We start from the raw sequence: 25,155 nt of genomic DNA, 5'->3' as shown, positions 1-25,155 counted from the left end.
TGATATTAAGCTTATCCTATTTCCTCATCAATAGAGGTCACTTTTGATCTATAATGAGTCTTTACAAATCTATTGCCGATAAATTTCTAGAGCTGATTGAGGGAGATCATGACAAAAAATAAGATATCACCAGCAGAATATACCATCATGCAGGTATTATGGTCCCAAAACCAAGCAACAAGCCAAGAGATGATTACTATCTTGAGCAAATCGACCGATTGGAAACCCAATACCATTCAGGTGATGCTCTCCCGTTTAGTGAGTAAAGGTGTTGTCGGTATCCGAAAACGGGGTCGCTATAATGTCTACTTCCCAACAATCGCAGAAGGTGATCGTAGCCGAAATATCGGGGAGAGTTCCACCCATATCTGCGCTCGAAAGGTGGGGAGTCGTATTGTCGAGATGATCGAAAACCGCATTCTCTCCTTCGATGATATCGCAAATATTGAAAAGGCATTAGAAGCTAAAAAAGCTTTTGCCGTTGAGGAGGTGATGTGTGATTGTCCGCCAGGAACCTGTACCTGTAAAAATTGTAACTGCAGACGAGAAGATCGAAAATATGCCCTAACCCCGGCCAATAGCCAAGTTGAAGATTCAGATCAAAGAGCAACGGCCAATAACTCACTTGCGACCTCATTATCTTCCCCTTTATCACTACAGCCGGAAAAAGAACAGCTGGGAGCAGAAGAGATCAAGAGCGACAAAGTGAAAAGTAGCTGTTGCGGTGGCTAAATATGATTGTTGGCATGTTGACGTTTACCTTCACCCTTCTTACCAATAAATTTCCCCTTCTCTGCCATCAGCTGGCCACGTAGAAAGACCTTATCGGCTCGCTCTTTATGGGGAATATTGAGTAATCTTGCAGGATTTGTCGCCGTAATTTCAACAAACTTCTGCCGACTAAGATGCCCACTTCTGCACCATTGAGTGAAAGGCATAATCACAACTTGCTATCCCCACCGCGGTTTGATCATGCGCTTCAATCGCATCACTAAATGTTTCACCTTCATGCATCGGTGCAAAATCGATCACCATCGTTGTACCACCGGTAAGTGCGGCATGGGTTGTTTCAAAGCCCATAGCACCAAAGGAACCTAAATGGGTATGTTCATCAATACCGCCGGGAAGGATATACTTTCCCTCAACATCAATGACTTCATCAATATTTGGAGTTTGATCAGTAATTGCAATGGCAATGATCTTTGCCCAATAAATACTATTGCCCTACATATAAATTTTAATAAATAAAGCTATAAAATTAATTAAAGTGTTTTTTATCAATTAGATGAATATATGTAAATAAGCCATAAGAGATGCTAACCTCAATCTAAAATTGAAAAACGGAAGTTTAGAAAGGAGAGTCTATATGGAAAACATAATGAAGAAAAAGATCAATGACGAAAAGATCAAGAATACAAAGATCGGTCACGAACAATCTGAAAAGCTCTTCCCTCAAAAGAGACCGAGAATCGTTGTCTTGACCGGTGCCGGCATCTCAGCAGAATCTGGTATTCGCACCTTTCGTGCCGCCGATGGTTTATGGGAAAATCATCCTATTGAAGAGGTCGCCTCTCCTGCAGGATTTCGGCGAAATCCGCAATTAGTACAACAATTTTATAATGATCGCCGGGCGCAATTACAATCGGAAATGGTAAAACCCAATGCAGCGCATTTTGCACTCGCTCATTTAGAAGAGCAATTAGGGGATCATTTCCTCCTTGTCACACAAAATGTCGATAATCTCCATGAACGTGCCGGATCAAAGAGATTGATTCATATGCATGGAGAACTACTTAAGGTTCGCTGTTTAACAAGTGGAATGATCTTCGATTGGAAAAGTGCCGTAACAGAGGAGAGTCTCTGCCCTTGCTGTCAACAAAAGGGTTCTCTTCGTCCCCATATTGTTTGGTTTGGGGAGATGCCGCTGGAGATGGAGTCTATCTACCAAGCTTTAGAAGAGGCTGATCTTTTTCTCTCTATCGGCACCTCTGGAAATGTCTATCCTGCTGCTGGCTTTGTAGAGATTGCGAAAATGGTGGGGGCACATAGTGTAGAACTCAACCTCGAACCGACCCAAGGAGCAACGCTCTTTGATGAAGCTCATTATGGCCCTGCTTCTGAAATTGTCCCACAATATTGTAACAAAATCATCAGTTAAGCCTTGTAAAATCGGCAATTTACATGAGGCATGGATATTCGCTAGCTCCTTCTAGGAGAGTTGAGATGGTCGATTAGATACAATTTTACGATCAATTTTGCTTAATTTTTAACCATAAATTGTATAAATTTCCATATTTTGTCGCTAAAAATTTTAGTACACTGATTTTTCGCGTTGAAAATATCAATGAAAATTACAAACACCTGACTCACTTTAGGAGCCAAGATGTATCAAAAAATTAAGTACTTTTTCACACTTCCAACTGCAGGCGGCATTATCTTAATGCTTTCAGCAATTATTGGGCTTATTCTCGCCAATAGTGCATTATCAGACCTCTATGTCTCTATTTTAGAGAGCCATATTGCCGGCTTGTCGGTACTTCATTGGATCAATGATGCTTTGATGGCGATCTTCTTTCTCTATGTTGGACTCGAATTGAAACGAGAATTCATTAGTGGAGAGCTTGCAACAAATGCACAACGTATTTTACCTGGATTAGCGGCTTTTGCTGGGTTATTGGTTCCGGCATTGATCTACTTTGCGCTTAATAGTGCAGATTCTGTCGCGCTTCACGGCTGGGCAATTCCCACAGCTACAGATATCGCTTTTGCGCTTGGGATCGTGGCACTCTTAGGCAGTCGTGTCCCCGTCTCTCTTAAGATCTTTTTAACCGCTTTAGCCATTATTGATGATTTAGCGGCTATTTTGATTATCGCGATCTTCTACAGTGACTCCTTACAGCTTAGCTATCTCTTAGCGGCGCTCGTCTGCGTGATCATCTTAATCTTCTGTAACTATCGTCGAATTACACAACCATTCGTCTATATTATCATTGGCGCTATTCTCTGGTTTGTGGTCTTAAAATCAGGAATTCATGCAACGCTTGCTGGTGTTGTATTAGCGATGACCATTCCGCTCAATGGTGTTAAAGAGAATAAAAAAGGGGAAACACCTCTTATTGCGTGGGAACACGCTCTTAGCAATTGGGTCAGCTTCTTAATCATTCCGCTTTTTGGCTTAGCAAATGCCGGCGTTTCATTGAAAGGCTTCGATTTTTCGATGTTGACACATCCTGTCGTTTTAGGCGTTACCTTAGGTCTCTTTGTCGGAAAGCAGGTAGGTGTTTTTGGTATGGTCTTTATTGGCGAGAAATTAGGGATATTCCAACGTCCGAGCGGTGCGAGTTGGACTCAGGTCTACGGCATCGCCCTTCTCTGCGGGATCGGCTTTACGATGAGTCTCTTTATCAGTATGTTAGCCTTCAGCTCAGCAGAGTTACAGAACCTCAGTAAGATTGGTGTCTTCTTAGGCTCCATTCTCTCAGGAGTATTAGGTTACCTACTTCTTCGCTTCCATAAAGCGCCTGCTGAAAAGTTAGAGAAGTAACTACCATATCAAGCTCCATACCAAGCTTCATACTATAGATTTCTTATTAAAGTCTTCATATTAAGAGTCTACATATTAAAATATCGGCATCTACTCATTGGTGCCAATATTTTATAAAAATGAAAAGATAAAAAGATGCCCCACTTTCCACTGTAGATCATCTCATTACAATAGATCTACTGTAGAAATGGGGCATTTCCAATAAGAGGGATTACTACATCCCCCTTTCACTCAAATCACTCCTGGATCTGATCTCTCCTCTTCTAAAATTATCCAAAGAGGAGAGGGCGAAATATTTAACAATCGATCAGATCTCAGCCGTGTTAGTTTACATCAATTATGCTGTAATAACACTCTTAATATCAATTCCTAAAGCTTCTGCCACGCCGGTACCATAAGCCGGATCAGCTTGGTAGCAGTGGTAGATATGGCGCTTTTTAATATGCTCTTCACTATCACCCATATTACGAGCAGTGTTATCAAAGAGACGTTGTTGCTCTTCTGGTGTCATCAAGCGGAATAGTTTTCCAGGCTGCTCAAAGTAATTATTATCATCCTCACGGAAGTCCCAGCGAGTTGCAGGTCCAATAAGATCGAGTTCTGGCTCTTCAAGATGGCGTGCTTCTGTCCACTCACTATAGCTATTGGGTTCATAAGCAATACGGCGACCTTGGTTACCATCCACTCGCATTGCACCATCGCGATGGTAACTATGAACTGGACATTTAGGGGAGTTTACAGGAATCTGATGATGGTTCACCCCTAAGCGGTAACGCTGGGCATCTCCATAAGAGAAGAGTCGTCCTTGTAACATTCTATCAGGTGAAAAACCGATACCAGGAACAACATGCGCAGGGTTAAATGCCGCTTGCTCAACATCTTGGAAGTAGTTATCCGGATTGCGGTTAAGCTCAAATGTACCCACAGGAATCAATGGAAAATCCTTCTTATACCAAACTTTTGTAAGGTCAAATGGGTTGTATGGCATCTTCTCTGCCTCTTCAAGCGTCATTACCTGAATAAACATATCCCATTTTGGATAATCACCCTTTTTAATAGCATCATGAAGATCGCGCTGACTCGCTTCACGATCTTTACCAATAATCTTCTCTGCTTCACTATCCGTTAAATTCTCAATTCCCTGACGTGTTTGGAAGTGGAATTTGACCCAGAAACGCTCCTTCTCTTTATTGATAAAGCTAAAGGTATGGCTACCAAACCCATGCATATGACGGTATGATTTTGGAATACCGCGATCACTCATTGTAATGGTAATTTGATGAAGTGCCTCTGGCAGAGAGGTCCAGAAATCCCAGTTAGCATTAGGGCAACGCATATTGGTATGGGGATCACGCTTAATCGCATGATTAAGATCGGGGAATTTTAATGGATCACGGAAGAAGAAGACCGGTGTATTATTACCCACTAAATCCCAGTTCCCCTCTTCGGTATAGAAGCGAAGTGCAAATCCACGAATATCACGCTCTGTATCTGCGGCACCACGTTCTCCGGCAACTGTTGAAAAGCGAGCAAACATCTCTGTCTCTTTCCCAATCTCAGAGAAGATTTTAGCGCTGGTATATTGGGTAATATCATGTGTTACAGTAAATTTCCCAAAAGCTCCTGATCCTTTTGCATGCATCCGGCGCTCAGGAATAACTTCACGATCAAAGTGGGCTAATTTCTCTAAGAACCAGACATCTTGTAGTAACATCGGTCCACGACGACCTGCAGTTAAAGAATCTTGGTTATTAGCTACAGGTGCGCCTGCTGCGGTCGTAAAATATTTTTTATCGCTCATAAAGTTATCCTTCTGCTGAAGTTAAAGAGTTCGGTTAAGTCTCATCAATTAAGCTTTTTACTTAAGCTCTGACTATTGAGCCTTATCGCTCAATAACTATAGCATAATAGTTCATCTGCAATTATAAAAATGAATTATATTAATAACACTCTTTAATCTTATTAAAAAGATCTTCATAACTTTTATTTATCGCTGATTCTGAGCGATTTCCGCCAAAAAAGGGGTCAGATGATTACCACAACAAATAGGAGAATAATTCGTTATAATTGTTACTTCTTTTCTTTTTAGAGTCACTATGGTTATACTCATTTTTATCGTTGTTATTTCGATTGCAGTCTCATTTCTCTGCTCTATTTTAGAGGCAAGCCTACTCTCATTAACCCCCACTTTTATCTCACAACAGAAGAGTCGCTCGCCACAGCTCTATATTGCACTAAAGGCATTAAGAGATAAGATCGACCGGCCATTAGTTGCGATTCTAACGCTCAATACAATTGCACATACAGCAGGCGCTGCCGGCGTTGGCGCTCAAGTGACAGCACTTTATGGTAGCCATTACTTAGGTATCGCCTCGGCGATTATGACGATTCTGATTCTGATCCTTTCAGAGATTATCCCTAAAGTATTGGGGGCAAAATATTGGCGAAAAATAGCGCCGGCATTGCCAAAGATCCTCAATCCGATGATTCTTCTTCTACGCCCCTTTATCTGGCTCTCTGATCGAATTTTGCGTATTATTGGTAATCATAAAGAGGAGATCAATCTACGAGCAGAGATTAAAGCGCTATCACAACTTGCTAAAGAGCTTGGCAAGATAGAGACAAAAGAGCAACAGGTGATCGCTAATGTCTTAGATCTCAATGAAGTTGATATCACTTCAATTATGACACCACGTGTTGTGACAACTGCAATTAAGCCCGATATCGACCCTGAGAATTTGACCGATCTGATTGAGAAGCATCAATTTTCACGATACCCCATTATTGATGATGCGGAGAATCCCTTAGGGGTCTTCTTCCGGCATGATCTCCTAAAAGTTGCGCAAGAGGGAGAAAGAATTATGGATCTTGCAGAAGAGCCCTTAGTCTTTCCCGATACAATCAGTGTTAAAAATGCATTTCGTAAACTTCTCGATGAGCAGCAACATCTTGCTTTTATCTATGATGAGTATGGGACATGGCTCGGTATTATCACCTTAGAAGATATCTTAGAGAAACTGATTGGTGAAGAAATTCTTGATGAGCATGATATTGTGCCCGATATGCGCCTTCTTGCTAAAAAGCGTTGGGAGAGCCGCCAAAATAGTGAGTTACCCCATAAAGATCAATAAATGATCGTGAAATAATCATGAAATAATCAGCATAAAGATAGACCCGTAGAATAGTTGATACTCTACGGGTTTATTGATTGCGCAAATCGCAACTATCGATTCAGTAAAGAATCATCAATTTTAAAAAATATTAGAGCGCCTTACCGACTTCATTACCGATAACACCACCAACAGCAGCGCCAATACCGGTTCCTAAGATTGTATCTGTAACTGCTGCACCAGCAACTGCGCCTGCACCTGTGCCGATAACCATACCCTTCTCCTTACTGCTCATCCCATCCCAAGTAGAACAGGCTGTTACAACAGTAGCGATTGCCAATAAAGAAGCCATTTTTGTCATTAACTTCATCATATTTCTCCTTATTACCCTTAATTATCATTATCCTAAATTACTCAATTACTAACAGATTGATATTGATCTCTCTCTTTCATCTCGACTCGATCGATCACTTCATCTTTTATGAGATCTTTACTTGATAATGAGTTTAACCCTGAATTTAACTATGAATTTAACAGTTAAGTTTAACTGTGAGTTTAATGCTTAATTTTACGACTAACTTTCATTTAATATTATCACATAAAACAGAAAAAGAGATGCAAGAATCTGCATCTCTTCTCTCTAAATAATAACCAGTTTAAGTAGTAACCGACTATTTATGCTCTTTGATCATCTCACGAAGAACGTAATGTAAGATACCGCCTGATTTGTAGTAATCTACTTCATTAAGAGTATCGATACGGCAAAGAACAGTGAATTTCACCTCACTACCATCTGCTTTACGTGCTACAACTTCGATATCTTGACCTGGCTTAATATCATCATTTAACGCAATTGAGAATGACTCTTCACCCGTTAAACCTAAGCTCTCAGCATTTTGGCCATCTTTGTACTGAAGTGCAAGGATACCCATACCGATTAAGTTAGAACGGTGAATACGCTCATAGCTCTCAGCAATAACGGCTTTAACACCTAAAAGGTTTGGACCTTTAGCTGCCCAGTCACGGCTTGAACCTGAACCATACTCTTTACCCGCAAGAACGATTAATGGGGTGTTCTCTTCAGCATAACGCACCGCCGCATCATAGATAGGCATTGTTTCGCCTGAAGGGATATGCTTCGTATATCCACCCTCAACATCTGTTAACATCTTGTTACGAATACGGATATTAGCAAAAGTACCACGGATCATTACTTCATGGTTACCACGACGTGAACCGTATGAGTTAAAGTCTTTTGGTTGTACCCCTTTATCTTGGAGATAGAGACCTGCTGGTGAACCTGCCATAATTACCCCTGCTGGAGAGATATGGTCTGTGGTGATTGAGTCACCAAAGTATGCAAGTACATTTGCATTTTCGATTGATTTAACAGCTTCAACCGGTTGGTCAATCTTCTCAAAGTATGGAGGATGTTGAACATAAGTAGATTTCTCATTCCATTGGAATGTCTCTGTCTTATCAACATCAAGCGCCTGCCAGTGAGCATCACCGTCGAAGACACCTTCATAACCTTTACGGAACATTGTGCCATCAACTTTTGCAACTGCTTCTGCAATCTCATGATTTGAAGGCCAGATATCTTTGAGGTAAACATCATTACCATCTTTATCTTGAGCGATCGGATCTTTTGAGATATCGATACGTGTTGTACCTGCAATCGCAAATGCAACGACTAATGGTGGTGAAGCGATCCAGTTTGTTTTGATCTGTGGATGGATACGGCCTTCAAAGTTACGGTTACCAGAGATAACAGCAGCCATTGTGAAGTCGTTTTGATCAATCGCCTCACCCACTTCTTTAATTAATGGACCTGAGTTACCGATACAAGCCGTACAACCATAACCTGTTAAGTTGAAACCAACTTCATCAAGATATTTTGTTAAGCCTGCTTTATCAAGATACTCGCTAACCACCTTAGAACCAGGTGCTAAAGAGGTTTTCACCCATGGCTTACGTGTCAAACCAAGTTTTGCTGCTTTTTCTGCAACTAAACCTGCTGCCATCATAACGCTTGGGTTAGAGGTATTCGTACATGATGTGATTGCAGCGAAAACAACATCCCCTTGATTGAGAGTCTCTGTTTTACCATCTAAAGTAATATCTGCAGAAAGGGTGATATCTTCTTTTGAATCTTCAACAAATTTATCAAATGCTGATTTAAGATTTGGTAAAGTGACACGGTCTTGAGGACGCTTAGGACCTGCCATGCTTGGCTCTACGCTACCAAGATCAAGTTCAAGTGTATCTGTAAATACCGGCTCATCATGATCATTACCCCAGAAACCTTGCTCTTTTGCATAGATTTCTGTACGTGCGATAACCTCTTCATCACGACCTGTTAGACGCATATAATCAAGTGTGATTTGATCTACTGGGAAGAAACCAACCGTAGCACCATACTCAGGCGCCATGTTAGAGATTGTTGCGCGGTCTGCTAATGGAAGCTCTTTAAGTCCATCACCATAATACTCAACAAATTTACCAACAACACCTTTTTTACGGAGCATTTCAACAATTGTTAAAACCAAGTCCGTTGCAGTGACACCCTCTTTCAATTTACCGGTTAATTTAAAACCGATCACTTCAGGGATCACCATTGAGATAGGCTGACCAAGAATCGCCGCTTCCGCTTCGATACCACCCACACCCCATGCAAGTACTGAAAGACCATTCACCATTGGTGTATGAGAGTCAGTTCCTACACATGTGTCTGGCATAATCCAAGTTTTACCATCTTTCTCATTGGTCCACGCCACTTGTGAAAGATACTCAAGGTTAACTTGGTGACAGATTCCTGTTCCGGGTGGAACGACGCGGAAATTATCAAATGCATTTTGACCCCACTTAAGGAACTCATAACGCTCACCATTACGCTCCATCTCGAGCTTAACGTTCTCTTCGAACGCTGAATCTGTACCAAACTTATCGATCATGACTGAGTGGTCGATAACAAGGTCTACTGGTGCTAATGGATTGATATGTTTTGCATCGCCACCTGCTTTAACCATCGCGTCACGCATTGCTGCTAAGTCAACAACAGCAGGTACACCGGTAAAGTCTTGCATTAAAACACGTGCAGGGCGATATTGAATTTCACGCTTAGATGTGCGGTTTTTAGCCCACTCACCAATTGCAGCGATATCGTCAGCATTCACTGTAACGTTATCTTCAAAACGGAGTAAGTTCTCTAAAAGAACTTTCATCGATTTCGGTAAACGAGAAAGATCACCTAATTTCTCTTCAGCTTTCTTGATTGAGTGGTAGTGATACTCTTTATCCCCTACTTTTAAGGTAGAGAGAGTATTTAATGAGTTTACATTACTCATGTTGACCTCCTAAGTTAATAAAAAAATAGTCTGCTAAATCCTTTAAAAACTTGATATTAAGGCTTTTATCAATAACTTTGTTTTTATTCTCTTTTATTGTTCTTTGTTATTGCACCTTATTCCGCGCCCATGATAGCAAGATTACACAATAAAAGGAAACCTTAAAAACACTCTTGCATGCTAAATGATTTCATCAATAAGGCTTAACATTTCCACAACACCCATCGCCGCAGCAAAACCATTATTTCCTGCTTTTGTACCAGCACGCTCTAACGCTTGTTCAATGGTATCGACAGTTAAAACACCAAACATCACAGGTTTACCACTCTCTAAACCAACACGGCTTACCCCTTTTGCAACTTCACCGGCAACATATTCAAAATGGGCAGTAGCACCACGAATGACAGCACCTAAACAGATCACAGCATCAATATCGCTCTTTTCTGCAAATTTTTTCGCAATAAGAGGGATCTCATAGGCTCCAGGAACCCAGGCGAGAGTAATATCTTCTTCAGAGATACCGCTTCGTACTAAGCCATCTCTTGCTCCCTCAATCAACTGCTTGGTAATCAAGCTATTGAAGCGCCCTGCAACAATCGCAATCTTTTTACCTTGAATACTTAATTGACCTTCTAATACTTTCATCTTTTCCTCACTTTTTATATCGAATATTGAATCTCAAATATCTAATCTCTAGCTTCTAACTTCTAACTTCTAACTTCTAACTTCTAAAAACGAATTTTAATCTCTAGCCCTTGAGCTATCACACTTAATCAATAGTCATTATCGATAGTTGTTATCGATAGTTATTAATATCTAGCTCTCTAATCCCGCTAAAGCACGATACTCTTTATTCAAGGTAATATACTCAAGAGATAAACTTATTATATTTTATTATATTAATTAACGAGTAAGCCCTTTATGCCCCATATGATCTCGCTTAACATCTAAATAATCACTATTTTCTGCCGTCTCAAATCGAGGCGTCCCCCCTTCTTTAACCTCTATTCCTGCAGTTTTAAGCGCAGCAATTTTATCGGGGTTATTAGTGAGAAGATTGACCTTTTTAACACCAAAAAACTTTAAAATCGCCGCCGCCTCATCATAGGTACGTTCATCAGCACCATGACCTAAGAGCTGATTTGCGGCAATGGTGTCATACCCCTCTTCTTGCAATTTATAGGCTTTCAGCTTCTCCACAATACCGATTCCTCTTCCCTCTTGTCGCAGATAGAGAAGAATGCCATTCTCCGCTTTTGCTGTCTCTTCCAATCCAAAAGCTAATTGCGCATGGCAATCACATTTGAGTGATGAAAAAACATCTCCCGTTAAACATTCAGAATGGATTCGTACCGTCGCTTCCTGATGATTCTTCTCTGCTTGATGCGTTTGAAGAGCTGAACAGAGCGCCATATGAGGCTCTCCCCCATTTTTATTAGGAAAGGAGTAGATCTTAAAGGTGCCATACTCGGTAGGTAATGTCGCTTCACTCAATGGCATCAGAAGAGATTCATCCTCTAACATCAAACGATAATTGACAATATCCTGAATCGAGATGATTGGTAAGCCATGCTCTTTAGCATAAGGGATCAGATCACTCTCGCGAGCCATCTCCCCATCCTCTTTTAAAATTTCACAAATAACAGCGGCGGGTTTAAAACCGGCTAAAGTCACAATATCAACAGCAGCTTCAGTATGACCACGACGCTCTAACACACCACCTGCTTTCGCAATTAAGGGGAAGATATGGCCTGGGCGATTAAAGTCAGCACCGGTTTTACGCTCATCTGCTAAGGCATTGAGCGTCTCTGTTCTCTCAAATGCTGAGATTCCGGTATGGGTTGTCGCTAGATCGATCGAAACAGTAAATGCCGTTTTATAAGGGTCACGATTATCCACCACCATAGGGGTGAGCGCTAAACGATCTGCATATGCTTGTGAAATGGGTGCGCAGATCAATCCGCCGGCATGACGAATCATAAAGTTAGTATCTTCAGGAGTAACGGTCTCTGCGGGCATAATGAGATCTCCCTCATTTTCACGAGAGGCATCATCGGTGACAATGATCATCCCCCCTTTCTTCATAAATTCAATTGCTTCTCTCACTTTTGCGACAGAACCTACTTCTTGAAATATTGTTGCCATCTGGTTTCCTACCTAATTTTCTAAAGGTGTTTTAAAGGTGTATAAAATAAAAATATGATGTTCAAACTTTTAATAACCCCAATTGGAGAGTTGTTCATATTGCAGGCTTTTACGCTCTTGTTGTTGTGCCTTAATATATTTACCGATCATATCGAACTCAATATTGACTCTTCCCCCAATCTTCAACTTCTCTAGATTGGTATTCTCAAATGTGTGAGGGATAATTCCTACTTTAAAGGAGCGATCTGTCACAGAGATAATCGTTAAGCTGATCCCATCGATTGCAATAGAGCCTTTAGGGATAATCAGTCCTTCATGGGAATCCTTCAATTCAAAAGTGAGCTCGCGAATATCACCAAGATCATCCACTCTTAAGAGCTTTGCCTCACCATCGATATGGCCACTCACCATGTGTCCTCCTAAGCGATCGCCCATTCGAAGGGCGCGCTCTAAATTGACAAGGGTTCCCACCTGATATTGATCAAATCCTGTCCGCTTGAGTGTCTCCGGCATCAAGTCTGCTTTGAAATAATCATCCCCAAACTCTGTCACCGTTAAACAGACGCCATTTACGGCGATGCTATCACCCAATTTAACATCCCCTAAAACCACTTTTGCACTGAAGGTGAGTCTAGAGATATTGTGATGATGATTCATTGCGATAATTTTTCCACGCTCTTCAATAATTCCTGTAAACATCTAACGTCTCCTTCTTGCGACGGTTAAAAATGATTCTTCAAGTAGTTCAACTGATTCAATTGTTACAAGTGGTGCATCGCTTAATTGCTCGATACTGCTCGATTGCCACAGCTCTAAAGCTTTTGGGCTTCCAATCAATTTAGGTCCATAGAAGAGAAGATATTGATCAACACAATCGGCGCTGATAAAGGCATCATAAATGCCGGCGCCACCTTCAATAAAGAGACTCATAAAACCGGCATTAAAGATATATTCTAAAACGGATTGAGGAGTGATCTCGGCAAGTGGCACTACTTCAACCCCTTTTGCTTTTAATAGCGCTTCTAATGAGTGGCTAGGAGGATTCCCAGCATCATAGAGAATCAGCGAAGGGGCTAAATTGATATTAAAGAAGTGATATTGAGTGATGATCTCTTCGGTAATACCCACAAAATTGTTGAGCATCAATAGTCGCGTGGGCGCTTTAGTCTCATAACCATAACGTACCGTCAGTGATGGATTATCGGCTAGAAGTGTTCCCTTCCCAATCAGTATAAGATCGTGCAATCCTCGATAGTAGTGCGCTCGTTTACGAGCAGCCTCACCGGTAATCCATTGTGAATCGCGTCGCTTAGTTGCCAATTTACCATCGAGGCTCAAAGCAGCCTTTAAAGTAACAAAGCTCTTTTGGTAGCGCTGATTGTGGCTAAAAATTTCAATGAGTCTCTCCCCCTGATCAGTAAGAAGATTGGTAACGACCTCAATGCCGGCATCCTGTAAAATTTGATGCCCTTTACCGGCAACGGCGGGATTAGGATCCTCCATCGCCGTGACAACGCGTCGAATGCCACTCTTTAAAATGAGATCTGTACAAGCGCCTGTCTTCCCTCTAAAACAGCAAGGTTCTAACGTGACATAGAGTGTTGCTCCCGCGAGTTGATAGCCATGATCAAGTGCATCTTGCACAGCATTCACTTCTGCATGAGCACCTCCAGCATATTGATGATAACCGCGGCCGATGATCTCGCCCTCTTTGACCAGTAATGCCCCGACATAGGGGTTAGGTGAGACTGCACCATAACCACGCTCTGCAAGCTTAACCGCTTCTAAAAGATAGGTACGATCAATCTCTTTTTGACTTAAACTCTGATCGACATTCTGCTCAAACTCTTGCTCTAACGCTTCGCCTGAAGCCTGATATTGCGCCTGATCTCTTTCGACCGATGTCTGATCTGATCTCTGCTCTGATTTTTGCATTAAAAAAGCCCCTTGCAATCTGCTTGGGGCTTTTAACGATTCGGGATAGATGTCTGTTAAAGTCTCTTATATCTATATCTATGGCTATCACATAATCTCTAATAGACGATATCGATAACAACAAGTTATAGTCATTGAGAAGATATCGCTTAGCTAAAACGGCTTAAGATCATTGATCTTATCAGCTGTGAGAGCTGATTATCTCCTAGAGGATCTTACGATAGTATCAGAAAGATCAAGTTCTCTATTGCTCTCTATACATAATACTCTCTAAGAGCATGGAGAAGATCATACGCTTATTTCAACTCTTTCTGCTATCTCTCACCATGAAAGATGGGCATACAAGATGAGCATTAAGATGAACACTGAAATAACCGATTAAAATAAACTCAACTAAGATACAACTCAATATAAAATATTGCTTTAGCAAATCATTTATCTTTTACCATCCAGACTATACTGTCGGTTTTGGAATTGCACCAATATCAGCTTACGCTCGCGGACTATCACCGCCGGTCGGGAATCGAGAAATTCTCTCACCCTGCCCCAAAGATAAATTTAAAACCTGTTTAGGTACTATACCCTTTCTTTCGATAAAAAAAAAGAGCCTCCAATTAATTGGAGGCAATTAGAGGCTCTATTCTTATAAAAACTCTTCCCTTCTACCCCGTTTTTAGGGGGATTCTCTCAAGAAGATTATGCTCTGTGGCGGCGGATTGCAAAACCGAAGAAGAGGCTATAAATCCCTGCTACTAAAGCATATGCACCAATCAATGTAGTAATAATCGAGATACTATTAAGCGGTGAGTAAGACATTGAGAGCCCTAAAAGAAGTCCTAAAATACCAATAACTAATGTTAACCACCAGCTATCAACCCCCATTTTCTTAAGACTAAATGAGAAAGTGATAGCAGAGATACCGTAAAAGATTAACCAGAACATAAAGAGGAAGATCATCATCATCTCTGGTAGGCCTTCATTAGCATGTTTAATGAGATAAGCACCGATAAAGACCTGTAAAATCCCCATAATAAGATTGAAGACCCAACCTTCTACATGTCTATTGGTCAGTGAATAGATCACTTCAAAGATCCCCGTTACAAAGAAGAACGCTACCATAAATTGTGATAAGACAATAAAACTTGTTAAGGGGCTGATAAATAGATAACCACTCATAATGATGTAGAGAATCCCCATCAAGACCCACATCCACCAATTCTTAATTGCTCTTTCCATTTTGTAAAACTCCCTAAGAGTATAGCTGTTATAAAAATGTAGATAAAATGCACACCACGTGCATACAGATCACATACAAATCATATATAAACTACGTATAAGTCACGTATAAATCGAATATGAAAGATATATAAAAATATTCGTAGATTATAACAATTTATTACAGATATATATATGATAATTCGCGATAATTCTTTCACCTGTTACTAAGGTCAAACATAGCAGAGATATTGAGGCGAAAGATAAGCTTCATACCTTATCATAAAGGAATATAAAGGAGCATAAAGGCGGTGATCTCTCTGTCATAAAAGTAATAAATTCACGTTAAAATTGCACAATATCTCATAGATACTTCGCAAGTTTCTGGCAAATTATTAGATAGATGTTTGCAATCGTGATCACGATCCACTATAAAGATCGATGCTTAAAGCAATAACAATATCTATTTCAATAGAATGATCAGTAAGGTGTGACTATTTTTATACCTATTATTTATTAATATTAAAGGAGTATACTGTGGCAAGTTCCGCACAAAATCCAGACTTGCTAGCTGAGGAGCTATCTCGTTTCAATCTAGCAAAGGTGATTAAATCTGTCGTGGGGATCGCGATTATAGTAGCTATTTGTGCTGTCATCTATCGCTTTCTTCCCTTTACAGAGCAAGCTAATAAAGGGCTTGTGATTCTCTTTTTTATCGGTGCTCTCTGGTTAACAGAGATTGTTCATACCACGATCACAGCACTACTAGTGCCGCTTTCTGCAGTTCTGTTAGGGGTACCGGAGTCGATCACTCTAAAAAGCTCATTAACGAGTTTTGCAGATCCTATCATCTTCCTCTTCTTTGGAGGATTTGCCCTGGCAACTGCGCTTCATATGCAAAAAATTGATAGAAAGATCGCCCTCTTTATGATTCGTCTCTCCAAAGGACATCTTGGTGTCACCGTCTTCTCTCTCTTCTTTGTCACTGCCGGCTTATCGATGTGGATTAGTAATACAGCAACGGCGGCAATGATGCTTCCACTTGCACTTGGGATTATGAGTAATCTCGATTTCTCTAAAGAGCGCGGGACTTTTATCTTTATCTTGCTCGGAATTGCCTACTCCGCAAGTATCGGCGGACTTGGAACATTGGTGGGATCGCCTCCTAATGCGATCGCAGCAAAAGCACTCAACTATAGTTTTGATGATTGGTTCCTAGTAGGAATTCCTATGATGGTTGTCTTAATGCCAGTGATGTTTATTGTGCTCTACATTATCTTTAAGCCAAAGCTCAATATGCGAATCAATGTCACAGATGAGGTTATTCCTTGGACCCTTCCCCGTATTATTGCCACGGTACTCTTTATCGTCACAGCAATTGCATGGATTAGCGGCTCTTACATTCAAAAGCATCTCGGGATCAGCTCTCCTGATACATATGTTGCAATTACCTGTGCTATTGCCGTAGTAGTTTTAGGCTTAGCTTCATGGCAAGAGGTTTCTGAAAATACAGATTGGGGAGTTCTCTTCCTCTTTGGCGGTGGATTAACCTTAAGTGCCGTATTAGGAAGCTCAGGCGCTTCAGAGATCTTAGGCAATACAGTTGCTGATCTCTTTGGCCGCTCACATCCTTTAGTGGTCATCTTTATTGTTGTGATCTTTATTATTATCCTTACTGAATTCACCAGTAATACCGCATCAGCTGCACTTTTAGTACCGGTATTTGCCGCAGTAGCTGCAGAGATGGGAATGCCAGAAGAGGTATTAGTATTGATGATCGGCTTAGGTGCTTCATGTGCCTTTATGTTGCCAATCGCAACACCACCAAATGCCATTGTTTTCGGTACTGGTCACTTAAAACAGCGCGATATGATGTTCGCCGGCGGTATTCTCAACCTCTGCTGTGTTGGTATCTTAACCATCTATGCTTACTTCTTCCTACTCTAATTTTTATACGAATTTTTATACGAGTTTTTATGCTGATTTCTACGCTAACCTTCTTCTTAAATCAGCTCTTCTCTATAAGAAAGCGGGAGAGGAGCAATAATGATATTGCTCCTCTTTTTATTACGCTTTGCGCAGCTGAATCGCAAATTGGATAACGTGACAGATTCCTCGATGTAATGCTCCCTCTTCACGCATAACCTCTCCGACATAGAGATGGCGAATAAAATCCTCTGCAAAGAGCCTTGTAAAGAGTGATGGAGAGTAGAGATAATCTTGATTTCGAGGGCCTCCAGATTGATAAGGAATCTGCTCTTCTGAATAGACCTCCCCAACAATCCACCCACCAGATTTAACGCTTTGACGTAAGCCTTGGAAGACCTTTTCTTGCATCTCTTTGGCAAAGTGTCCATAAACACAGATCGCCGCATCATAACGATTTTCCGGCCAGATCACTTCTGTTAAATCCACCTCTCTTGTCTCAATAGGAAGATCCTCCTTGCGTTGATTGATCTTCTCTAGTGCCACATCAGAATAATCCCACACCTCAATTTTAATCGGCTCTTCGGCGGCGACAGCCTCTTTAGCGATATAGAGAGCATTTCTTCCCTCTCCCTCTGCGATCGCTAAAATATCCCCTTTAAGATTGATCTTCTGATTGATCTCACGAATAAATTGATTCGGTGCCTTTCCATAGAGATAAGCTTCTTGAGAGAAACGCTCATTCCAATGTGATTTCATATCTACTCCTTCATTGATGAAAAAGGTGATCTATTATAGATCACCTCCCCATTAACTTAACTTTTCCAGCATAAACTAGAAACGATAACTATTTGACTTTATCAACGAGTTTAAACTCTAATTGAGTCGTTGTATTTGATAATCTTAAGAATTGACCATCAGCAGAAACAACTGCTTCAGCACCATTTTCTAAGAGCTGAGCAATGTCACTATCGAGTTGATTAAGAAGAGGGTCTGTGCAGAGCATACGAGTCATTCCTACACCTTGAGCACGTAAAACACCACGATTAGAGAGCGTTGCTTGACCAAAGAAGTTATTACACATTGTTCCTGTTACACGCATATCTTGACTAAATGCAATTGTTGGCGCCGCTTCATTTTTACCTGCTTCGAAGGCTTTACCATTCACAGATACTAATTGATAATCATGATGTTGCAATTCTGGAACTGTTGCAATTTTTGTATCTAATTGGCTCATAGGCGTAATTCCTTTTGATGAACATGCCGCTACAACAAAGAGAACCGCAGCACCTAATAAAAGCTTTTTCATCTCTGATTCCTTATTAACTCAATATAATTCAATTCGATTCAATCCGATTCAACTATTTGATCGAATAAAATAGTAGTAACACGCTATCTCTTACTGATCATTAGTATCGAAAATAGCACCTAAACCGCTAATGCTCTCTAATATTAATATGTAAAGATTAAAGCAATAAAAGATTATACACAATCTCTTTACTTTTTTAGAATCTTTCTCCCCCTCTATCTCTACCGCTTTATATTCGCTTTATATTACTTAAGCCTCTTTCTCTGTCGCAACAATAATGCTAGATGCTTTAATAAGGCCGATAACTTTTACGCCCTCTTTAATCTCCATCTCATCAAAGCTCTCATTGGTAATCACTGCTGTTAAACCAAGGCCCTTCTCTGTGACAAAGTGGACAGTACTATTAACCGCGCCTTTCACACACTTCTCAACGCGCCCTAAGAACTGATTACGTGCAGAAAAACGAAGATTGCCATCTGCTTGTGCTAAAACAACCCAAGGTGCTTTGATCACGGAGATGACCACTTTACTAGGGACAATTCCCAAAGATTCACAACTCTGTTTAGTGATAACAGTCACGATCTCATCACCATTATCTAAAGTAATAATCACCTCATTATTAACACTTCCTTCGATAATAGCGCTCACCTTACCACGAAGCTGATTACGGGCAGAAACTGCTCTCATATAAAACCTTCCTTTTCAATCTAATTCGATATAGTCAAAATGTAATACGAGATATCATACGAGTCATTAATAATATCATCTCTCTCCCTAATCCCCTATAGATAGATAACGCTCCAATAAGGCTGTTATAGATTGGGAATAATCGGTTATAATGATCCCGCTTTATGACAGAATCGATCGATATCTCATAACTTATGGAAAAAATTGAAGAAATATTGATTTAGAAAAGAGATAGCATAAGAGAGAGGCGCTACTCCAAGATTGTTAAATTACGAGATGATACTAATAAATAATCTCATAAATAATCTCATAAATGATCTAATGGATAACCTAATAATTGATCTAATGGTGATCTAATAAATAATTTAAGGAAAATAACCTAAGATGATTGGAGAGCGATCAATGATAGAGAGGAATCCCAAATTTATTATGAAAAAGAGTGTAGTGATACAAGAGCCCAAGATTGTTCTAATCGACCCTAATCGTCTCTTTCGTGAACGAATCGACTTTCTTTTAAGAAATGAGATAGAGATCAATAGCCCATCGGTAGTCGTGGCTGAATCCTTAACCTCTCTTCCTGCTACCATGTTTGAGATTGAGCTGCTCTTAATCGATGCACACTATCTCAATAGTGCAAAAGAGCGACAGTTATTTGAAAATCTCACCGCTCAATCGCCTGATATGGTCATTATTCTCTGGGTGGAAGGTGTGACAAAGAGATTCTCTATCGGAAACCCACAGAAAAATAGCACTGATGCGGCTCATGAGCAGATACTTTCAGAAAAGATACGCCACCAACTAGCACCGATTGAGCGTTACTACGCCTTAAGCAGAAGTGTCGATCGGCAAGCCTTTATCGATCTGGTGACTCAAATTTTAACACCACAAGAAGAGAGTGATAAGCACTCTCTCTTCGCGACACTAACCCCCCGTGAAGAGGAGATTTTAGCCTACCTCGTTAAAGGGGATAGCAATAAAGAGATTGCCCGTGCGCTCCATATATCAGAGAGTACCGTAAAGGTTCACGTCCAAAATATCTTAAAGAAATTCTCCGTATCGAGCCGCGTTGAAGCGGCTGTCTATGCGGTTCGTCATGAGCTCATGAAATAGTTGATATGAAGTAGTCGGTATGAGGCAACCGATCTATAAAGAGAGTTTTGCCAGCGCAGAAAGAAGATCTGCTTTAAGATCTTCTAACTCTTCTAGCCCCACAGAGAGACGAAGTAGCGTCTCATCAATCCCCATTAACTTTTTCAACTCCGGGGAAAAGGTGCCGTAAATGGTCGATTCCGGATGGATAATCAATGTACGATTATCAAAAAGATTGGTAGCTCTACGGATTATTTTTAAGGCATCCATCAGCTGGAAACAGGCCTCTTTGGAAGCAAGATTGAAGGTTAACATCGCACCTGGATACTTTTTAAAGAATTGATCACTCAAAGCTTTATAAGAAGATGATGGGAGTTTGGGATAATTGACCGCTTTAACCTGCGCCTCCTGCTCTAAAAACTGTGCTAATTGATAAGCACTCTCCCCCATCGCCTGATAACGTAATTTAAGCGTCTCTAACCCCATAATTTGGGCATAAGCACTATCTGCATCGAGACAGGCCCCAAAATTACGGGCGATCTCTCGCTTAATTTTAAACATAAAAGGGCTAAATGGCTCGGGATTTGTCACTTTCGCTAATCTTCTATTTGCTGACCAATCAAAGGTTCCATAATCGAGGATTGCACCGCCCACACTGGTCGCGCCCCCTGAAATATACTTTGTGGTGGAGACAACCTCAATATCAATTCCCCATGCTCTTGCATCAAAATCACACCAAGGAACAACAGTCGTATCGACAATTAAGGGAACCTTTTTACGGACTAAAATTGGCTTTATCTTGGTTAAATCGGCAATTTCAAGGTGAGGATTGGTCACAAGTTCACAAAAAAATGCTACGGTATTCTCATCGATCGCAGCTTCAATCTCGGCCGGAGAATCTGTATTGACAAAACGAACTTCAACTCCAAATTCCGCCAAAGTAAATTGGAAAAAGGAGAAGCTATTTCCAAAGAGGTGGGGAGAGGTGACAATATTACTGCCAGCATAAGCAAGTGCCATAAAGGTATTAGAAATTGCCGCCATGCCACTACTGAGCATCATGACATCTCTCGCTCCTGAGATCGCTTTAATCTTATTCTCTAACGCTTCAACCGTAGGATTACTGATGCGAGAATAGGTATGTGAGGGGGTATGCTCCCGATTTTGGAAAGCAGCCGCAATCGCTTCAGCATTTGGAAATCCATAAGCAGCACTTCGATAAATAGGGGTATTCATTGATCGGTGAATATCAGGATGATTTTTATCACTATTGAGAATTTTGCTGGTAAACCCTAATGTAGATACTTGTTGTTCTTTTTCTGTTTGCTTTGTCATTCTTAATATCTCCCCCTACTCCCATCCTCAAATGGACTCTATTATTCTGTTCATTGTGCCTAATAACCGCTGATTGACAATTGATACTCCATGACCGCCACGCATAGCTATCGATATCATTTCCTTTAATGAGTAGCGATCGACTACTGCGCCCATCAACCCTATCAATATCATAAACGCCCTTTTTCATCCAGATATGAGCCTCTCTCCCCTATAGCGAGTGAAAGAAAGCGTTATCAAGAGAACTATCTAAAGTATGTGGAATCAATTAAGCATGCAAGTATTTTTTAAAAAAAGGGCAATAAAATCAACACTATCAATCCTCTTTAAATATCTTTTAAAGATATGTTCACGACTCTATTGATTGCCCTATCACGCTACTCCCTTCAGTAGTGGATCGAGATCGAAATATTGATCTACTTTCTCCATCACTGCCGGATCTGTTGCGGCTTGATAGGGAACTTCCCCAATCATGGGAATGTCGGTAAATGCTTGAATGCCGGCAATATAGTTAGGTAATGAGGAAGAATCAGAGAGATGATTTGCAATCCAGCCGGTAATCTCTAAACCAGCCGCCTCAATGGCATCAAAGGTTAGACGCGCATGATTGATCACACCAAGCTTTAAACCCACAACAACAATGACAGGGAGCCGATTCTCAATGACCCAATCGCTATAACTACGCTTGAAGCTCAAAGGTGTATACCAGCCTCCAGCCCCTTCCACCAATGTGATCTTCCCCTTACTCGCAAGAAGCGCTAAACCACGATTCATCACCTCAAACTCAATCGCTTTCCCCGCTTTTTCTGCCAAAATATGGGGCGCTTCCTCTTCAGGAAAGAAGTAAGGATTGACCCACTCATAATCGAGATCACAATAAGAGGCTCTCAGTAATGAATAAGCATCCGGATTTTTAATACCTAATGGCGTCTTAGCGGCACCAGATGCGACAGGTTTATAACCATTTGCTTTTGCCCCCTGCCGATTAAGCGCTTTGAGCAGAAGCGTTGAAACATAGGTCTTACCAATCTCAGTATCGGTGCCGGTAATAAACCATTGTTGATGATTCTCTACTTGTTTCTCTTGCGCCATTTTATCTCTCCCTTCTTCCATATTGCTCTTCCATATTGTAATTATCGATATTAACGCTGCTACAACTTAAATTTCTTCGCCTAACTTCTTTTCCTAATCTCAGCCTAATCTCTATCACTACTGCCTGGCAAGATAATTTCAGCCACATGATAAGTTAATTGATAGGCACCGAGTTGCTGAAAATATTGATCGATCTTTAAAAAATCATTTCGTCCCATCAACCCCTTTCGACGCGCCGGCAATGCCGATGCACCTATTGAACGTAAACTCTTAAAGAGCGCCTTTAAAGTTGGAAAGCACATCACCTTCTCATAATGAACCAACTCTCCCCCCAATTGCGTCACAATATGACTCGCCTCCTCAAGGGAGAGAAAAGGAAGGATATGTTGTTGATCGTCAACGGCCTTAAAAGCATTCTCTAATTCTTGTAATGTGCCATCGAGCAATGTTGTCACAAAGAGTCTTTGTTGAGTCACTCCTTGTAATCCGATCAATGCCTGCTGAAGACTATGGCACCACTGCACCGCAAGGCTACTCATTGTAAAATCGAAAGAGGCAGCCGAAAAAGTCTTGCCGATCTGCTCAATATCCCCTTCCACAAATGTCTGATAGCCCCCTTGCGCCTTTGTCATCGATAGCATCTCTGGCGCAAGATCGAAAGCGGTCAATTCTATTTGATGTTTCAACAGCATTTTTGTCGAAGAAGGATCATCGGTAATAGATGATTGATCCGTATCTATAGCTCCCTCGATACTATTTGCGATACTATTTGAATTTACGATAGGAGCAGTGACCAATGCGGCCCTCAGTGCGCGCCCGAGATAGCCTGTTCCGGCACCGGCATCCAAAATTTTGATGGGATGAGAAGACTCCCTCACCTTATCTTCCCTATTACCGCTCTTACCACTTTCCTTATCACTTGAAGGAAGAAGTGCCGGCAATAGGTATCGAGTCATTAAGCGATCTGCAATTTCCCGTTGAACAACGGCAACAGAATCATATTGTGCCGCATAGGTGCCAAATTTTTTCTGCACCTCAGGCTTTGCTACACGATCTATCAAACTACACATCTAGCACTCCCACCGCTTCATCGTTCTGTTGAGTTAAAAGGATAATGAGCGACTCTTCTAATTGATCAATAAGATAATCGATCATCGATTGTTGATGTTCTGCGGTAATAGTAATACGGAGACGCGCACTTTTAGGGGGAACGGTCGGTGGCCGAATCGCCGAAACCCAGATCCCATGATTCTTCAATAGTCTTGATAACTTCAATGCCACTGAATCTTCCCCAATCACTAATGGCTGAATAGCACTCTCGGAGGGAATAAGGTAAGGAAAAGGGAGCGCATTAAACTCATTAACTCCGGGAGATAGCGTAAAATCACGACTAAATCTCTCCTTTAAAGTAGCAAGCATATCTCCCATACGAGTGCGGAAATAAGCAATATTCGCCGCAAGCTTCTCTCGACGCTGCTCCCCTTCATCAGAGCGAATAAGGGTGATCGCCTCATTTAAGATCTCTGCCTGCATAGGTGGAATCGCCGTACTATAGATTAATGGGCGAGAGAATTGAGTAAAGTACTCAGCAAGCTCATCAGAGAGAAGGACCGCCGCACCACTGCAACCCAATGCTTTTCCAAAAGTCACAATAAGAATATCTGGCTTAATGCCGGCTTGATCACAACTTCCTCTCCCTTCATCACCGATAATGCCAATCCCATGTGCATCATCCACCATTAAAAGCGCTCCATAATTAGCCGCTACCTTCGCTATCTCACTAAGAGGAGCGCCATCACCATCCATACTAAAAAGCCCTTCTGTAACGACTAGTTTAAGTGGCGTTTTAAGTGGTGTTGGTAAAGAGGAAGTATCAAGAGATGAAGCGTCAGATGAAGGATCAAATGAAGAAACACTATAACGTTCGAGATAACTCTCTAATGATTGCAGATCATTATGCTTGAAGCGATGCAATCGTCCGGGAGATAAGATAGCAGCCTCCATAAGTGATGCATGAGAGAGTCGATCAGCAATAATGAGATCCCCTTTCTCAATCAGCACCTTGATCACTGCTTGATTAGCTGTAAATCCAGAAGGATAGACAATCGCAGCTTCATACCCCAACCAATCTGCCAATCGCTCTTCCAATAGTGCAAGTGGGCGACTAAATCCTGTTACATGAGGCGAACCACCACTTCCCACACCATAATGTTCTGCACCATAAGCTGCAGCAAGAACTAATTGAGGATGGTGCGCTAAACCGAGATAATCATTAGAAGAGAAGTTGAGATATGTTACCTCTTCAACTTCAATATTGATACTACTTCCCTGCGCATGACAGACAACTCTCTGCCGATAACGATCATCGAGTCGTTGTTGCTCGAGCGCTTTTCTAATTCTTTCTTTCCACATAACCATAAA

At 41.2% G+C, this 25,155-nt stretch carries 23 protein-coding genes and 1 riboswitch; of the genes, 6 read left to right on the top strand and 17 right to left on the bottom strand.

The annotated features are described in order from the left end of the window. The first annotated feature begins 108 nt into the window (after positions 1-108). Positions 109-732, top strand: a complete 624-nt coding sequence (locus AC0SAP_RS01080) for a CopY/TcrY family copper transport repressor (protein ID WP_473382457.1) — start codon at positions 109-111, stop codon at positions 730-732. Here AC0SAP_RS01080 and AC0SAP_RS01075 read toward each other — a convergent pair. After that, positions 729-944 carry a hypothetical protein gene (locus AC0SAP_RS01075; RefSeq protein WP_473382455.1) on the bottom strand — a complete coding sequence of 72 codons (216 nt, stop codon included), beginning with the start codon at positions 942-944 and terminating at the stop codon, positions 729-731. The genes AC0SAP_RS01080 and AC0SAP_RS01075 overlap by 4 nt on opposite strands. Further along, complete coding sequence (locus AC0SAP_RS01070; RefSeq protein WP_473382453.1) at positions 901-1,080, bottom strand: hypothetical protein; 180 nt, start codon at positions 1,078-1,080, stop codon at positions 901-903. The genes AC0SAP_RS01075 and AC0SAP_RS01070 overlap by 44 nt, the downstream gene beginning before the upstream one ends. A gap of 286 nt (positions 1,081-1,366) precedes the next feature. On the opposite strand from AC0SAP_RS01070, the gene cobB reads away from it, so the two are divergent. Both cobB and nhaA read left to right on the top strand, forming a co-directional pair. Continuing rightward, positions 1,367-2,158: a Sir2 family NAD+-dependent deacetylase gene (gene cobB / locus AC0SAP_RS01065; protein WP_473382451.1), complete on the top strand. Its 792-nt coding sequence runs from the start codon at positions 1,367-1,369 to the stop codon at positions 2,156-2,158. A gap of 225 nt (positions 2,159-2,383) precedes the next feature. Continuing rightward, positions 2,384-3,544 (top strand): Na+/H+ antiporter NhaA, encoded by a 1,161-nt coding sequence (nhaA, locus tag AC0SAP_RS01060; protein WP_473382449.1) that lies wholly within the window; start codon positions 2,384-2,386, stop codon positions 3,542-3,544. 337 nt (positions 3,545-3,881) lie between these two features. On the opposite strand, the gene AC0SAP_RS01055 is transcribed toward nhaA, so the two are convergent. Beyond that, entirely contained in the window at positions 3,882-5,345 is a 1,464-nt protein-coding gene (locus tag AC0SAP_RS01055) for a catalase (RefSeq protein ID WP_473382447.1), read from the bottom strand. A gap of 295 nt (positions 5,346-5,640) precedes the next feature. On the opposite strand from AC0SAP_RS01055, the gene AC0SAP_RS01050 reads away from it, so the two are divergent. Continuing rightward, positions 5,641-6,675: a CNNM domain-containing protein gene (locus AC0SAP_RS01050; RefSeq protein ID WP_473382445.1), complete on the top strand. Its 1,035-nt coding sequence runs from the start codon at positions 5,641-5,643 to the stop codon at positions 6,673-6,675. 130 nt (positions 6,676-6,805) lie between these two features. Here the strand turns inward: AC0SAP_RS01050 and AC0SAP_RS01045 are convergent, their stop codons facing one another. The 7 genes from AC0SAP_RS01045 to AC0SAP_RS01015 all read right to left on the bottom strand — a co-directional run bounded on the left by AC0SAP_RS01045 (position 6,806) and on the right by AC0SAP_RS01015 (position 15,317). Further along, the gene (locus AC0SAP_RS01045) at positions 6,806-7,027 is read right to left on the bottom strand and encodes a glycine zipper 2TM domain-containing protein (protein WP_473382443.1); all 222 of its coding nucleotides are present in this window, start codon (positions 7,025-7,027) and stop codon (positions 6,806-6,808) included. Between the two features lie 298 nt (positions 7,028-7,325). Next, positions 7,326-10,001: an aconitate hydratase AcnA gene (gene acnA, locus AC0SAP_RS01040; RefSeq protein WP_286479216.1), complete on the bottom strand. Its 2,676-nt coding sequence runs from the start codon at positions 9,999-10,001 to the stop codon at positions 7,326-7,328. A gap of 180 nt (positions 10,002-10,181) precedes the next feature. Next, entirely contained in the window at positions 10,182-10,646 is a 465-nt protein-coding gene (ribH, locus tag AC0SAP_RS01035; protein WP_286479215.1) for a 6,7-dimethyl-8-ribityllumazine synthase, read from the bottom strand. Positions 10,647-10,904: 258 nt separating this feature from the next. Beyond that, positions 10,905-12,146 carry a 3,4-dihydroxy-2-butanone-4-phosphate synthase gene (ribB, locus tag AC0SAP_RS01030; protein WP_473382441.1) on the bottom strand — a complete coding sequence of 414 codons (1,242 nt, stop codon included), beginning with the start codon at positions 12,144-12,146 and terminating at the stop codon, positions 10,905-10,907. 69 nt (positions 12,147-12,215) lie between these two features. Then, entirely contained in the window at positions 12,216-12,845 is a 630-nt protein-coding gene (locus AC0SAP_RS01025) for a riboflavin synthase (RefSeq protein ID WP_473382440.1), read from the bottom strand. Further along, a complete protein-coding gene (ribD, locus tag AC0SAP_RS01020; protein WP_473382438.1) occupies positions 12,846-14,081 on the bottom strand; it encodes a bifunctional diaminohydroxyphosphoribosylaminopyrimidine deaminase/5-amino-6-(5-phosphoribosylamino)uracil reductase RibD in 1,236 nt (411 codons plus the stop codon). A gap of 433 nt (positions 14,082-14,514) precedes the next feature. Next, positions 14,515-14,639, bottom strand: a riboswitch (FMN riboswitch). Positions 14,640-14,777: 138 nt separating this feature from the next. Then, entirely contained in the window at positions 14,778-15,317 is a 540-nt protein-coding gene (locus AC0SAP_RS01015) for an HdeD family acid-resistance protein (protein WP_286479206.1), read from the bottom strand. Between the two features lie 582 nt (positions 15,318-15,899). Between AC0SAP_RS01015 and AC0SAP_RS01010 the strand changes: the two genes are divergently transcribed. After that, a complete protein-coding gene (locus tag AC0SAP_RS01010) occupies positions 15,900-17,243 on the top strand; it encodes an SLC13 family permease (RefSeq protein WP_353623180.1) in 1,344 nt (447 codons plus the stop codon). Between the two features lie 120 nt (positions 17,244-17,363). Here AC0SAP_RS01010 and AC0SAP_RS01005 read toward each other — a convergent pair whose 3' ends face one another. The 3 genes from AC0SAP_RS01005 to AC0SAP_RS00995 all read right to left on the bottom strand — a co-directional run bounded on the left by AC0SAP_RS01005 (position 17,364) and on the right by AC0SAP_RS00995 (position 19,218). Beyond that, the gene (locus AC0SAP_RS01005) at positions 17,364-17,981 is read right to left on the bottom strand and encodes a class I SAM-dependent methyltransferase (protein WP_473382436.1); all 618 of its coding nucleotides are present in this window, start codon (positions 17,979-17,981) and stop codon (positions 17,364-17,366) included. A gap of 88 nt (positions 17,982-18,069) precedes the next feature. Beyond that, positions 18,070-18,531, bottom strand: coding sequence for an META domain-containing protein (locus tag AC0SAP_RS01000; protein WP_473382435.1), 462 nt, complete (start codon positions 18,529-18,531; stop codon positions 18,070-18,072). Positions 18,532-18,780: 249 nt separating this feature from the next. After that, positions 18,781-19,218: a TOBE domain-containing protein gene (locus AC0SAP_RS00995; RefSeq protein ID WP_473382433.1), complete on the bottom strand. Its 438-nt coding sequence runs from the start codon at positions 19,216-19,218 to the stop codon at positions 18,781-18,783. A gap of 429 nt (positions 19,219-19,647) precedes the next feature. On the opposite strand from AC0SAP_RS00995, the gene AC0SAP_RS00990 reads away from it, so the two are divergent. Continuing rightward, the gene (locus AC0SAP_RS00990) at positions 19,648-20,328 is read left to right on the top strand and encodes a response regulator transcription factor (protein ID WP_473382431.1); all 681 of its coding nucleotides are present in this window, start codon (positions 19,648-19,650) and stop codon (positions 20,326-20,328) included. A gap of 33 nt (positions 20,329-20,361) precedes the next feature. Here AC0SAP_RS00990 and AC0SAP_RS00985 read toward each other — a convergent pair whose 3' ends face one another. The 4 genes from AC0SAP_RS00985 to AC0SAP_RS00970 form a co-directional block, all read right to left on the bottom strand. Beyond that, entirely contained in the window at positions 20,362-21,642 is a 1,281-nt protein-coding gene (locus AC0SAP_RS00985) for a PLP-dependent transferase (RefSeq protein WP_473382430.1), read from the bottom strand. A 372-nt stretch (positions 21,643-22,014) separates the two neighbouring features. Beyond that, the gene (gene bioD / locus AC0SAP_RS00980; protein ID WP_473382428.1) at positions 22,015-22,734 is read right to left on the bottom strand and encodes a dethiobiotin synthase; all 720 of its coding nucleotides are present in this window, start codon (positions 22,732-22,734) and stop codon (positions 22,015-22,017) included. Positions 22,735-22,838: 104 nt separating this feature from the next. After that, on the bottom strand, positions 22,839-23,804 hold the full coding sequence (locus AC0SAP_RS00975) for a methyltransferase domain-containing protein (protein ID WP_473382426.1): 966 nt from the start codon (positions 23,802-23,804) through the stop codon (positions 22,839-22,841). Further along, positions 23,797-25,152 carry an aminotransferase class I/II-fold pyridoxal phosphate-dependent enzyme gene (locus tag AC0SAP_RS00970; protein ID WP_473382977.1) on the bottom strand — a complete coding sequence of 452 codons (1,356 nt, stop codon included), beginning with the start codon at positions 25,150-25,152 and terminating at the stop codon, positions 23,797-23,799. Before AC0SAP_RS00970 ends, AC0SAP_RS00975 begins: the two co-directional genes overlap by 8 nt. Between the last annotated feature and the right edge of the window lie 3 nt (positions 25,153-25,155).

The sequence above is a fragment of the Ignatzschineria sp. PL_is040 genome, assembly GCF_055813795.1.
Note: the sequence above shows the minus strand (reverse complement) of the source record. Positions and strands in the feature narration are given on the sequence as shown.